Source organism: Mesorhizobium sp. NZP2077 (assembly GCF_013170805.1).
In the GTDB taxonomy this organism is placed as follows: Bacteria; Pseudomonadota; Alphaproteobacteria; order Rhizobiales; family Rhizobiaceae; genus Mesorhizobium.
This window is the reverse complement of the sequence record NZ_CP051293.1, coordinates 1,111,374-1,124,053: the sequence shown is the minus strand read 5'-3', so window position 1 is coordinate 1,124,053 and position 12,680 is coordinate 1,111,374. Positions and strand designations below refer to the sequence as shown.

13 protein-coding genes are annotated in these 12,680 nt (G+C 62.3%); 5 read left to right on the top strand and 8 right to left on the bottom strand.

Annotation, left to right across the window (positions count from 1 at the left end; all coding sequences use genetic code 11):
• Window positions 1–130 precede the first annotated feature (130 nt).
• The gene (locus HGP13_RS05470) at window positions 131–958 is read left to right on the top strand and encodes an alkaline phosphatase family protein (protein WP_246707292.1); all 828 of its coding nucleotides are present in this window, start codon (window positions 131–133) and stop codon (window positions 956–958) included.
• 441 nt (window positions 959–1,399) lie between these two features.
• Window positions 1,400–2,026: a DUF1062 domain-containing protein gene (locus HGP13_RS05465; RefSeq protein ID WP_172222481.1), complete on the top strand. Its 627-nt coding sequence runs from the start codon at window positions 1,400–1,402 to the stop codon at window positions 2,024–2,026.
• Between the two features lie 62 nt (window positions 2,027–2,088).
• Here HGP13_RS05465 and typA read toward each other — a convergent pair whose 3' ends face one another.
• A complete protein-coding gene (gene typA, locus HGP13_RS05460) occupies window positions 2,089–3,918 on the bottom strand; it encodes a translational GTPase TypA (RefSeq protein ID WP_172222479.1) in 1,830 nt (609 codons plus the stop codon).
• A gap of 196 nt (window positions 3,919–4,114) precedes the next feature.
• Between typA and HGP13_RS05455 the strand changes: the two genes are divergently transcribed.
• Complete coding sequence (locus tag HGP13_RS05455) at window positions 4,115–4,399, top strand: hypothetical protein (protein ID WP_246707291.1); 285 nt, start codon at window positions 4,115–4,117, stop codon at window positions 4,397–4,399.
• Between the two features lie 57 nt (window positions 4,400–4,456).
• Here HGP13_RS05455 and HGP13_RS05450 read toward each other — a convergent pair whose 3' ends face one another.
• Both HGP13_RS05450 and HGP13_RS05445 read right to left on the bottom strand, forming a co-directional pair.
• Window positions 4,457–6,031 carry an alkaline phosphatase gene (locus HGP13_RS05450; protein WP_172222475.1) on the bottom strand — a complete coding sequence of 525 codons (1,575 nt, stop codon included), beginning with the start codon at window positions 6,029–6,031 and terminating at the stop codon, window positions 4,457–4,459.
• A 139-nt stretch (window positions 6,032–6,170) separates the two neighbouring features.
• Window positions 6,171–7,454, bottom strand: coding sequence for an MFS transporter (locus HGP13_RS05445; RefSeq protein ID WP_172222473.1), 1,284 nt, complete (start codon window positions 7,452–7,454; stop codon window positions 6,171–6,173).
• Window positions 7,455–7,526: 72 nt separating this feature from the next.
• Here HGP13_RS05445 and HGP13_RS05440 point away from each other — a divergent pair, with 72 nt between their 5' ends.
• Together HGP13_RS05440 and HGP13_RS05435 are read left to right on the top strand one after the other, a co-directional pair.
• Window positions 7,527–8,144, top strand: a complete 618-nt coding sequence (locus tag HGP13_RS05440; RefSeq protein WP_172222471.1) for a TetR/AcrR family transcriptional regulator — start codon at window positions 7,527–7,529, stop codon at window positions 8,142–8,144.
• Window positions 8,145–8,188: 44 nt separating this feature from the next.
• Entirely contained in the window at window positions 8,189–8,782 is a 594-nt protein-coding gene (locus HGP13_RS05435) for a hypothetical protein (protein WP_172222469.1), read from the top strand.
• On the opposite strand, the gene ppa is transcribed toward HGP13_RS05435, so the two are convergent.
• From ppa to HGP13_RS05410, 5 genes are all read right to left on the bottom strand, one after another.
• A complete protein-coding gene (gene ppa / locus HGP13_RS05430; protein ID WP_172222467.1) occupies window positions 8,783–9,316 on the bottom strand; it encodes an inorganic diphosphatase in 534 nt (177 codons plus the stop codon).
• Between the two features lie 202 nt (window positions 9,317–9,518).
• Window positions 9,519–10,025, bottom strand: coding sequence for a GNAT family N-acetyltransferase (locus HGP13_RS05425; RefSeq protein WP_010912199.1), 507 nt, complete (start codon window positions 10,023–10,025; stop codon window positions 9,519–9,521).
• Between the two features lie 270 nt (window positions 10,026–10,295).
• Window positions 10,296–10,934, bottom strand: coding sequence for a TPM domain-containing protein (locus HGP13_RS05420; RefSeq protein ID WP_172222464.1), 639 nt, complete (start codon window positions 10,932–10,934; stop codon window positions 10,296–10,298).
• A gap of 4 nt (window positions 10,935–10,938) precedes the next feature.
• Window positions 10,939–11,835, bottom strand: coding sequence for a YgcG family protein (locus tag HGP13_RS05415; protein WP_172222461.1), 897 nt, complete (start codon window positions 11,833–11,835; stop codon window positions 10,939–10,941).
• 4 nt (window positions 11,836–11,839) lie between these two features.
• The gene (locus HGP13_RS05410; RefSeq protein ID WP_172234616.1) at window positions 11,840–12,640 is read right to left on the bottom strand and encodes a YgcG family protein; all 801 of its coding nucleotides are present in this window, start codon (window positions 12,638–12,640) and stop codon (window positions 11,840–11,842) included.
• Between the last annotated feature and the right edge of the window lie 40 nt (window positions 12,641–12,680).

Here is a 12,680-nt window from a genome sequence, read left to right as displayed (position 1 = left end):
ATCGACATCACGGCTTGCAATGTCGGTGTCGGCAGATTCCGAACCGGCTCAGCTTGCGGTAGTACCCTTGACTGCCATGCCTCACTTGCAGTCAGCTCGATCTTGGCGAGCAAGCGGGAGGGGAGTTTTCGTGGTTGAGCAAGGTTGGCGTGCGCTCGTTCGACGGTTCTCCATGCTGGCTGTCCTGACAGCCGGCATTGCGCTTGGTGAAGCGCCCCTGGCCGTCGCATCGTCGAGGAAGCCACCGAAGTATGATCACGTCGTTGTCGTGATCATGGAGAACCACACCTTTGAGCAGATTTCTCTGGCGGGACGAGCTGCTCCCTATTTGAACAAGTTGGCAAAAGGCGGCGCCCTGTTCGATCGATCCTATGGGGTCGCTCACCCCAGCCAACCCAATTACTTCGCGCTGTTCAGCGGCTTGACACAAGGCGTCCATGACGATGGCATGCACGGCTTTGCTGCGCCGAACCTGGCCGCTCGTCTTCGGGCTCACGGCAAGACATTTACGGGCTACGTCGAAGCCGGATCGCCGCGAAAACATAATCCCTGGGAATCGTTTGCCGACGCGAAGGGATTTGAGAAGTCTCTTGCCCACCTCCCTCGCGACTACGCGAGGCTACCATCCGTCAGTTTCGTGATTCCCAATCTCGAAAATGACATGCATGATGGCACGATACAGACGGCTGACACTTGGTTGAAAACTCATCTTGGAGGCTACGCCGCCTGGTCGAAGAAAAACAACAGCCTTTTGATAGTAACTTTCGATGAAGACGACTACCATACGGAGAACCATATATTTACTGTATTCTACGGATCTGGAATCGAATCAGGACGTTACTCCGAAAGGATCGATCACTATTCGGTCCTGCGAACCATTGAAGACATAGAGAGCATACCCCCCTTGGGCACCAGCGTCGTCAGAAGGGTGATCGCAAGTGGCTGGAGCCGACGGTAATTTCGCGCTGGACATGTCACATGCACCGATAGCCGGCGTCGTCACCGGTCGCCCCCGCCCGTCGCCTCGACAATTGGTCTCTCCAGACACGTTGGAAGCCGTCATTCGTTTGAAGCCACCGGCACCCTTGCAGTCCTCATTGGCTACGGCTAGAAGACCCGCCGCGAAACAATTTCGAGCTTCACTTTGCCTCAGTAACCGCCGGTCTCGTCAACTCCCCCGACACACTTGCATGGCGCCGCATTCGTGGTGCCTGTTTCATGTTTACGTGTTCTTCTGGGCGGCGGTTCGAGACCGGTTTGGCACTGCTGAACCGCTGTCGCGCGCCTTCCGCCAGCGACACCTGACTTCACAATCTCCGCAGCCTACCGCCACGCCGCCCGCATGGGCATCTCGATATTGCCGACCTGATGAACTTCCCGACGGGAAGGGCTTATCGGCATGTCTTCTACTCTGCGTATCCACTGGGCAATCACGCCTGCAATCGCACCTCAACCCCTGATCAACTGCAATCGCTGCGGCGGCGTGAAGGCCTATCGCTGCAGCGGCAAATTCCGCGTCAACGCCAACGGCAAGCGCATCGACGTCTGGCTGATCTATCGCTGCGTCGACTGCGACAACTCCTGGAATTTCGGCATTCTCGAACGCTGCAACCGCCGCGACATCGAGCCGGCGCTGCTGCAGGCGCTCGAACGCAACGATGTGGGATTGGCGCGGCGCCATGCCTTCGACATCGTCGCCTTGCGTAGCAAGGTGGGGCGTGTCGAGGAGTTTGCCGATGTTGCGGTATGCAAGGCAGTGCTCGGCGGCACCAGGGAAAGCGCGGCGGTTCTGGAACTCCAGCTTGGGCTGGAAATGCCGACATCGCTCCGGCTCGACCGCTTGCTAGCCAGTGAACTCGGCATCTCGCGCTCGCGGCTTCAGGTGCTGGAGGAACGGCGCCTGCTAGTGGTCGATCCGGACGGCGCCAAGGCATTGCGCAAGCCGGCCCGCGCGGGAATGACGGTCCGCGTCGATCTGGCCGGCGAGCCGGACCACGAAGCCATCATCCGCGCGGCCGGCTGGTAAACGAGAGAGGGCGGAGCATCAGGTGCTCCGCCCCTCTCAAACACAATCAGAAGTCAGAAAATTTAAGCCGCGCCGACCACCTTGGCCGACTTCTCGAAACGCTTGCGCTCGTTCGGGTCGAGATAGAGCTTGCGCAGGCGGATGGTCTTCGGCGTCACCTCAACGAGCTCGTCGTCTTGGATCCAGGCCAGCGCGCGCTCCAGCGTCATGCGGATCGGCGGGGTGAGCTTGACCGCCTCGTCCTTGCCGGCGGCGCGGATGTTGGTGAGCTTCTTGCCCTTGAGCACGTTCACTTCGAGGTCGTTGTCGCGGGAATGGATGCCGATGATCATGCCCTGATAGACCTTGACGCCCGGGTCGATGACCATCGGGCCGCGGTCTTCCAGGTTCCACATGGCGTAGGCCACAGCCTCGCCCTGTTCGTTGGAGATCAGCACGCCATTGGTGCGGCCCGGCAGTTCGCCCTTGTAGGGCTCATAGGCATGGAACAGGCGGTTCATCACGGCAGTGCCGCGCGTGTCGGTCAGCAGTTCCGACTGGTAGCCGATCAGGCCGCGTGTCGGCGCGTGGAAGACGATGCGCTGGCGGTTGCCGCCGGAGGGGCGCAACTCGACCATCTCGGCCTTACGCTCCGACATCTTCTGCACGACGATGCCGGCATGCTCCTCGTCGACGTCGATGACGACTTCCTCGACCGGCTCCAGCAATTCGCCGTTCTCGCCCTTCTGCATGACGACGCGCGGACGCGACACGGCGATTTCAAAACCTTCGCGGCGCATCGTCTCGATCAGCACGGCCAGCTGCAATTCGCCGCGGCCGGAGACGAAGAACGAATCCTTGTCGGGCGATTCCTCGATCTTCAGCGCGACATTGCCCTCGGCTTCGCGCAACAGGCGGTCGCGGATGACGCGGCTGGTCACCTTGTCACCTTCGGTGCCGGCGAGCGGACTGTCGTTGACGAGGAAGGACATGGTCACGGTCGGCGGATCGATCGGCTGCGCATGCAGCGCCTCGGTCACCGCCATGTCGCAGAACGTATCGGCGACGGTGCCCTTGGACAGGCCGGCAATGGCGACGATGTCGCCCGCCTGCGCTTCCTCGATCGGCTGGCGCTCGAGGCCACGGAAGGCAAGGATCTTGGAAATGCGGCCGGTTTCGATCTGGGTGCCGTCATGGTGCAGCACCTTGACCGCCTGGTTCGACTTCAGCGTGCCGCTCTCGATGCGGCCGGTGATGATGCGGCCGAGGAAGGGGTTGGCTTCCAGGATGGTGCCGATCATGCGGAACGGACCCGGATGAACGGTGGGCTCCGGCACATGCTTGATGACGAGGTCGAACAGCGGCGCCAGGCCCTGATCCTTCGGGCCTTCCGGGTTCTCGGAGACCCAGCCATCGCGGCCCGAACCGTAGAGAATCGGGAAATCGAGCTGGTCGTCGGTAGCGTCGAGCGCTGCGAACAGGTCGAACACCTCGTTGACCACCTCGACATGGCGCGCGTCCGGGCGGTCTATCTTGTTGATGACGACGATCGGCTTCAGGCCGACCTTGAGCGCCTTGCCGACGACGAACTTGGTCTGCGGCATCGGACCCTCGGCGGCGTCGACCAGCACGATGGCCGAATCCACCATCGACAGGATGCGCTCGACCTCGCCGCCGAAATCGGCGTGGCCGGGCGTGTCGACGATGTTGATGCGCGTGTCCTTCCAGTCGACCGAGGTCGCCTTGGCCAGGATGGTGATGCCGCGTTCCTTTTCGAGGTCGTTGGAATCCATGGCACGTTCGGCGACGCGCTGGTTGTCGCGGAAGGAGCCGGATTGCCGCAGCAATTGGTCGACGAGGGTGGTTTTTCCATGGTCGACGTGCGCGATGATCGCGATATTACGAATTTTCATGTTCTGGTCTCGGAAGCGTTGCAGGCAGCAGGCCAAAGGCGCTGCCTCTTTCGGTTGCGCGGCTCATACAGGGTTTTTCGCAGTTGCGAAAGAGGACGCGCGACACCAAATACTCATCAAATCTTAAGCATCTGCGTGTGAGATGATTTTGTTAACCAAGGCGGGAACCTTTCGGGGTCAGGGCAGTTCGACCATCATGACCGACAAACTCAACCGATTTTGGCCACTCATCGCTTCGGTGGCCTTTGCCTTGCTGCTGGCGGCCAACGCCGCGCAGTCGGCTGCCGCGACGCAGAAGGGTGCGCGCGCCGTTGCCCAGTCCGACACCCAGACCGCCGAACAGGCCTTTGCCGATGCGCCCGATGGCGTTGACCCGATGGTGACGGGACCGGTCAGCACCGCCTTCAAGCAGAGACAAGCCACTGCCAACTGCGACAGCGCCGTGTGGCCAAACATTCCGATGGTCTGCTACCCGGACTAAGGACAAGCGCGCTCCCGTTGAGCGCGCAATAGCCACTACTCCAACCAAGATGCGCGCTTACGCCGACCGCACCGGGTCGAGCGTGACCTTGTAGAGTTCGTTGTCATCGCGGTCCATCAGCCTCACCGTCAGCTGCTCGGTTGCGCCGCTGATATCGACAAGGCCGAAGAACTGGAGCCCGGCGGACGGCGGCAGGTTCTGGCCTTGCTCGGCGGTCGGCGCCTTGATGAATTTCAGCTCAGGCCCAAAAGTCATGTCGAGATCGTTGGGACCGAAGGTGCCGGCATGGATCGGACCGGAGACGAATTCCCAGAACGGATTGAAATCCTGGAACTGCGCCTTGTCGGGGTTGTAGTAATGAGCCGCCGTGTAGTGCACATCTGCGGTCAGCCACACCGTGTTGGTGATGCCGGCGTTCTTGATGTAGCGCAGCACATCGGCGAATTCGAGTTCGCGGCCCTTCGGCGCGCCATTGTCGTTGTTGCTGACAGCCTCGAAGCCGACCTTCTTCGCAGCGTCATCCCAGACGACGAGGCTGAGCGGCATATCGGCGGCGATGATCTTCCAGGTCGCCTTCGAGTTGGCCAGTTCCCGCTTCAGCCACTTGGTCTGCTGTTCACCGATCATACGCGACTTCGGCGTCAGCGTTTCCTCCAGATCCGGGCCATTCGGGCCGCGATAGGAGCGCACATCGAGGAAGAACACGTCGAGCAGCGGACCGTAGCCTATCTTGCGATAGACGCGGCCGGGCTCGGACGGTTCGTAGCGGATCGTCGTCATTTCATGGAAGGCGCGCGCCGCACGGGCCGCCAGCACATGGATGGACTTTTCCGTATAGCGGTTGTCGGCGCTCAGATCCTTCGAGTCAGACCAGTTGTTCAGCACCTCATGGTCGTCCCACTGGTAGAAGGTGGGGCACATGGCGCTCAAGCCGAGCACGTTCTTGTCCATCATGTTGTATTTCCACTGGTCGCGATATTCATCCAGCGTTTCGGCGACCTTGCGCTTGCCGTCGATCAGCACGACGTTCTTCCATTTGCCGCCGCCGGGCAGGTCGACCTCATCCTTCATGGCACCATCGGCATAGATGGTGTCGCCCGAGTGCAGGAAGAAGTCGGGCGTGTGCTTGGCGATGGTCGAGTAGGTCTTCATGCCGGTCTCGTCGATACCCCAGCCCTGACCAGCGGTATCGCCCGACCAGGCGAACTTGACGTCGCGTTTCGAGGCCGGCGCCGTGCGGAAGCGGCCGACGATCGGCTCGGAGACTGCGTTGACGTCGGCGAGATCCGCCGCAATCATCCGGTAAAAAATATCCTGGTCGGAAGCCAGGTCGGTGAGCAGCCGCTTCACCGTGTAATCGCTGGCCGGCGACGTATCGAGAGGCGCCAGGCGGGTCGCATTGGCGAAATTTTCTGTCGACGATACTTCGAACATGACACGTGACGGGCGGTCCGTGCGCGTCCACACCATGCCGCTGGTGGCGTCGACATCGCCGGACTGGACGCCATGGGTGAAGGCCGGACGCTGGCTGGCGCGGGAGTAGTAGGGCAGCGCGAGACCCGAGGCGCCGAGGAGGCCGGCAGCGCTCGCGGAGGTGACAAAGGCGCGGCGGGTCAACGAGAGCTTGTTCATGGCTGTCTCCTGGATGGCTTTGAACGCAGCCATCAAAGTCCAGCCTCAATGTTTCAGGGACATCTCGAAACCATGAAGTTTTGATAACAGCCAACGCCTTCCTTCTCCCCTTGTTTGTGGGAGAAGGAAGGCCGTCGCCCTAAGCCGCCTGTGGCTCCGGATCGAAAGCCGGCCGGCTGGTGTTGATCAGCAATGAGATACAGGCCGCGGCGATGGCTGTCATGCCGGCAATCAGGAACGCCAGTTCGTAATTGCCTTGCAGCTCGCGCATGGTTCCGCCGAAGGCAGCCGCCGTGGCCGCCCCCACCTGATGGCCGGCAACGATCCAACCGAACACGATCGGGCCGCTGCGGTCGCCGAACGCCTCGTTGGCGAGCCGCAGCGTCGGCGGCACGGTGGCGATCCAGTCGAGGCCGTAGAGCACCGCGAAGATAATCAGGCTGGTCGCCGAGAAGCCGGAATACGGCAGGTAGATCAGCGACAGGCCGCGGATGGCGTAATAGACGCCGAGCAGCTTGCGCGGGTCGAAACGGTCGGTGAGCCAGCCCGACAGCGTCGTGCCGATCAGGTCGAAAATGCCCATCATCGACAACAGGCCGGCCGCCTGCACCTCGCCGATGCCCATGTCGCCACAGAAGGCGATCAGATGCGTACCGACCAGCCCGTTGGTGGTGAAGCCGCAGACGAAGAAGGTGGCGAAAAGATACCAGAACACCCGTGTGCCGGCAGCGCGGCGCAGCGTGTTCAGCGTATGCGCGAGGAAATTGCCTTGCGATGCCGGCGATGTCGGCGGCACGTCATCGGCCTCCGCGCCATAACGCACCATGCCGATCGAGGCCGGCCGCTCCGGCACCAGCAGCCAGACCAGCGGTACCATGGCCGCCGTGGCGATCGCGACCGCAACGGCAACCGGCTGCCAGCCGCCCGACTGCGCCAACGCGGCGATCAGCGGCAGGAACACCAGCATGCCCGACGCGCTGGAGGCCGACATCAATCCCATCACCAGGCCACGATTGGTCTTGAACCAGCGATTGACGATGGTGGCGCCAAGCACGCTGGCGACGGCGCCGGAGCCGATGCCGGAGAAGACGCCCCAGGTGATGAAGAGATGCCAGGGCTTGGTCATCAAAAGGCTGAGCGCCGTCGAGCCCGACATGATTACCAGCGAGGCAAGCAGCGTGCGGCGCAGCCCGATCCTTTCCATCAGCGCGGCGGCGAACGGACCGGTCAGACCATAGAGCAGGATGCCGACGCCGGCGGCCAGCGAGATGACGTCGCGCCGCCAGCCGAAGCTGTTTTCGAGCGGCAGCATCATGACCGAGGGTGCCGAGCGAAGCCCGGCCGCGACCAGCAGGCAAAGGAAGATGACACCGACCACGACGAAAGCGTAGCGCTGGCCAAAGGGACGGGATTGAGCTATCATGTTACTGACCGGTACGTTGCAAGATGGAAGCATGTATACGTACCGATCGGTACACGTCAATCGAGTCACATGATGCCAACCGACAAAAATATTGAACTGACCATCAACGATGGTCATGCATCGGCGCCGCCTAAGGCTGCCAAGAAGATCCTCGATGTCGCCTATGACCTGTTCTACCGGCGGGGTATCAGGGCGATCGGCGTCGACGAGGTCGTCAAGCGCGCCGGCGTCACCAAGCCCAGCCTCTACCGCAGCTTTCCCTCCAAGGACGAATTGGCCGCTTCCTATCTCCGGCAATACGACCTTGAATACTGGGAGCGTTTCGACGAGGCAGTGGCCGCCCATCCCGGCGACCCGCGCGCGCAGATCAAGGCTTTCCTGACCCGCATCGGCAAGCGTACGCAAGTGGCCGACTATCGCGGTTGCGGCATGACCAACGCCGCGGTCGAGTATCCCGAACACAGCCATCCGGCACGCGTGGTCAGCGAAGCGAACAAGCAGGAACTGCGCCGCCGGCTGCGCGCCATGGCCGCAGCGATGGGAGCGGAAGACGCCGACACGCTGGGTGACGGGCTGCTGCTGTTGATCGAAGGCGCTTATATCAGCGGCCAGTTGTTCGGCCTCGGCGGTCCGGCGCAGTCGGTCGCCCGCAACGCCGATCTGCTGATCGAAGCGAGCTTGAAGAAATAGCGATTGGCGGTACGCTGCTTCGGCCTGAACCGGAGATGTCCGTCATGCGTGCCATTCTGATCCCGCTTGCCCTCGCCGGTCTCTGCCAGGCGGCACACGCCGGCGACATATCCAGCGTCTACACCGATCTCGACTCGAAAAAGGATTGCGTGACCTACGCGCAGGCCGAAGAAGGCGAGGGCGACTGGGCCGAACTCGCCTGTTCGGGCTATCGCGGCTATCCGGTGCTGATCGCCTATGACGACGCACGTGAATCGCTGTTCTACGGGTTTCCGCCCGGTGGCGACATGACGTCGGCGTGGGAGAGTTTTTCAGGCTTCAATTCGTCCGGAACCAAGGTCGAATGGCGCATTGAAACCACAGGCGACAAGACCGTGCCCTTCGCGGTCATCCACCGCCGCTCGATCAGCAATGGCGAGGACGCTAACAAATCGACCGACGTGCTGCTTGTTGCCAAGGTCGGCCAGATGGATGCGCGAGAAAGCTGCACCGTCGGCCTTGTCTTGGCCACCGGCAACCCGCAGGCCAATGACCAGGCGCGAAAACTCGCCGACGAGAAGGCGCGAACCTTCGCCTGCGGCAAGGACAGGCACACCGTCATCGGCAACGTGCCGGCCTTTGGCCGGGTGGATAACTGACTACTTGCTCGCCTTCGCCCGCGCGATCGCGTCGACGATCATCTTCTTGGCATATTTGGAATCGTGCCAGCCTTCGATCTTGACCCATTTGCCGGGCTCAAGATCCTTGTAGTGCTCGAAGAAGTGCTGCACCTGCTGACGCGTGATTTCAGGCAAATGCGTGTATTCGGTGACGTTCTCGTAGCGCAGCGTCAGCTTGGGCGACGGCACCGCGATGACCTTTTCGTCCTGGCCGGCATTGTCTTCCATCACCAGCACGCCGATCGGCCTGACATTGATGACGCAGCCCGGCACCAATGCGCGCGTGTTGCAGACCAAAACGTCGATCGGATCGCCGTCACCTGACAGCGTGTGCGGCACGAAGCCGTAATTGCCGGGGTAACGCATCGAGGTGTGCAGGAAGCGGTCGACGAACAGCGTGCCGGCCTCCTTGTCCATCTCGTACTTGATCGGCTCGCCGCCGATCGGCACTTCGATGATGACGTTGATGTCCTCAGGCGGATTCTTTCCGATGGCTATGGCTTCGATGCGCATGGTTTTGTCCCTCTCTCGGTTGGGGAGGAGATAGCGGGCGGCGCGGAACGGCGCAATGCGGCGAATCGTATTCACGGACGTCAGGCGAGACGCCATGCCGTCCGACGCGTTCAATCATCGGCACAAGATGTTTCAGCGTCGTGATTTCACTGGGATACGCGCGGCGTATCGGCTTTGGCCCCCGCGATCATCCCCAAGGCTGTCATTCCCAGACGAAGGCGACCTTCTTCAGCGCTTTCTGCTCGAAGATCTCGACACCCTCGGCGACATCGCGGCCGCCGGCGCCGGCATAGAAGGCCAACGCATTCTGATTGTCTTCCAGCGCCCAGACCACCATGCCCTTCAGGCCATGGTCGGCGAGGCGCGCCCTAGCCGCCGAAAACAGCCGCCGGCCGAGACCGATGCCCTGATATTCCGGGCGCAGGTACAGTTCGTAGATCTCGCCTTGCTGTTTGAGCTCCCGGGCGCGGTTCTTGCCGATCGTCGCATAGCCGGCGATGGTGCCGCCGATTTCGACGACCAGCACGGTGGCGGCGCGGCGAATCGCGTTCGCCCACCAGTCGGCGCCGCGGCGGTTGATCATCGATGTCAGCGTGCGATGCGGAATGATGCCGGAATAGGCGCCGCGCCAGGCTTCCAGGTGCACCTCGGCGATGGCGCCAGCATCGCGCGGGTCGGCTTTCCGGATGTCGATCGTCAGCGTATTCATGATTTGTTAACCATAAACCCGCATCGCCCGATTGCAAGAGTCCTGGCGGCTCGCCGACCGCTTTCTCACAGCCGATCCTGACATTGCTGATATCGCGCGAAAGCCTGCCTGAAAAAGCGCTCAGCCGAGGCGGATGGCGTGGCTTTCGAGAACCGAAGCGCAGTGGATTTTTGGGTCCGTGAGCTCGGTTCTACTGCGACGCAGTAGAACGGGGGAAGCGCAGAAAGCTGCGTCAGGCGCCCGGCTGAGTAGCGTTTGCAGGCGGGCTTTTCAGATTTCGACGAGGTGGTCGTCAAGCTCATTGGTATCGCCTGAGGTGACCGGGAAATGCTCGGCCAGAACCGCCCCCACCTGTTCGACCGCCTTGACGAACCCGTCGGCAAGCCGGTCGTCGCCGGCATGCGCCGTGAGGTCACGCACCACACCGTCCCAGACATGCTGGCCGACCTTGGCGTCGATGCCCGCATCGGCGACCACCTCGGCGTAGCGTTCGGCGATCGATACGAAGATCAGCACGCCGGTGCGCGCCGCGGTGCGGTGGACGTTGCGGGCGAGGAACTGCTTGATCGCATTGGCATGCGCCGCCTGATAGCGCAGCCGCCGTGGCACCATATGGATGCGCAGGCCGGGCAACGCCCACAACAGGGCCAGCACGCAGGCCAGCGCCAGCAATTGGGCGATGACGAAATGCGGCAGACGGATGGTGAGCCACCAGGCCTCCAGCCCATAGGCGACGGCGAGACTGACGACCAGCATGCCAAGCGTTGCCATCAAGGCGGCGGGCGCGAAATAGCCGTCGCTGGCATGCGCGACGACGCAGTAGATCTCGCCATCGGTTTTGGCCTCGGCGGCACGGATCGCGTCGGCGATGCGCTCATGATCTTGCGGGCTGATCGGTCGTGTTGCCATTGTCTCACCAGCTTCCTGAAGAACCGCCACCACCGGACGAGCCGCCGCCGCCCGAAAACCCGCCGCCGCTGCTGCTCGACCCGGACGACCAGCCACTGCTGGAGCTTCCCGAAGACCAGCCGCCGCCCGACGAACCTGACGTCCAGCCGCTGGAGCCTGAGGACGATCCGCTTGGCCCGCGGCCGTAACGAAACGTCATGCCCAGCCATCTATACACGCCCGGCGACAGCTTGGTGCCGAACATCGGCGGCAGGAACGCCATCGCGATGCCGCCGAAGAACATCGTCGCCCACAGGATCAGGAACACCGCGACGATCGGGTCGATGGGCGTGCCGCTGGCGGCGGGATTGCGCTTGCCGCGCGCTTCGAGCTCTTCGGGATTGCCCTCAAGCACCATGACCATGTCGTCGACGGCCTTGCTGATGCCGCCCGAGAAATCGCCGGCGCGGAACGCCGGCACCATGTCGTTTTCGATGATCAGCTTGGTGTGCAGGTCGGTCAGTGTGCCTTCCAGCCCATAGCCGACCTCGATGCGCATCTTGTGATCGTTCTTGGCCACCAGCAGCAGAACGCCATTGTTTTCACCCGCCTGGCCGAGTTTCCAGAAACGGAACAGCCGGTTGGCGTAGGGTTCGATCTCCTCGCCATCTAGGCTGGGAATGGTCGCGACGACGATCTGGTCGGAGCCCTTCTTCTCGAAATCGGCGAGTTTCTGCGTCAGTGCCGCTCTGGTCCCGGCATCGATGATGCCGGCATTGTCGACGACGCGGCCGGTCAGGACAGGCAGTTCGGCGGCGAAAACAGCGAAGCAGGACAAAAGCAGCGCCAGCGCGGCCAGGAGAGCATGGATCGCCGGGTTGAAATGGCCGAGCCTCAACAGGGGGATGCTGCGTATCATCATGCCGTCACCAGCTTCCCGAGGAGCCGCCACCGCCGGACGAACCGCCGCCGCCGGAAAAGCCACCGCCGCCACCGCCCGAAGACCAACCCCCGCCGGAACTGCCCGAGGACCAGCCGCCACTTGAGGAGCGTCGTCCGGGCTCAAAGGTCATGCCGAGCCAGCGATAACGGCCAGGTCCGAGCTTCTGGCCGAAGATCGGCGGCAGGATGGAGGCTGCCATGCTGCCGAAGAAGATGATCGCCCAGATGCCGATGAACACCGCGAAGAACAGATTGTCGGTATTGAACGGTGCTTTCTGGTTGCGCTCGCCGCGCGCTACCAATTCCTCAGGATTGCCTTCCAGCACCATGACCATGTCATCGACGGCCTTGGAGATACCGCCGGAGAAATCGCCGGCGCGGAAGGCCGGCACCATGTCGTTTTCGATGATCAGCTTGGTGTGCAGGTCGGTCAGAGTGCCTTCCAGCCCGTAACCAACCTCGATGCGCATCTTGTGGTCGTTCGGCACGACCAGCAACAATACGCCGTTGTTCTCCTTGGCCTGGCCGAGCTTCCAGAAGCGGAACAGCCGGTTGGCATAGGGTTCGATCTCCTCGCCATCAAGGCTGGGGATGGTTGCGACGACGATCTGGTCGGAACCCTTTGTTTCGAAGTCGGCAAGCTTTTGCGTCAGCGCCGCTCTGGTCCCGGCATCGATGATGCCGGCATTGTCGACGACGCGGCCCGTGAGCGCCGGCAGGTCGGCGGCGAAGGCGGCGAGCGGAAGCGCCAGGACAAAGAGCACAACGGCGACAAGGCGAACCAGGCGTCGTCCCTCATCGGTCCGCAGGAACACCACGCCCGGC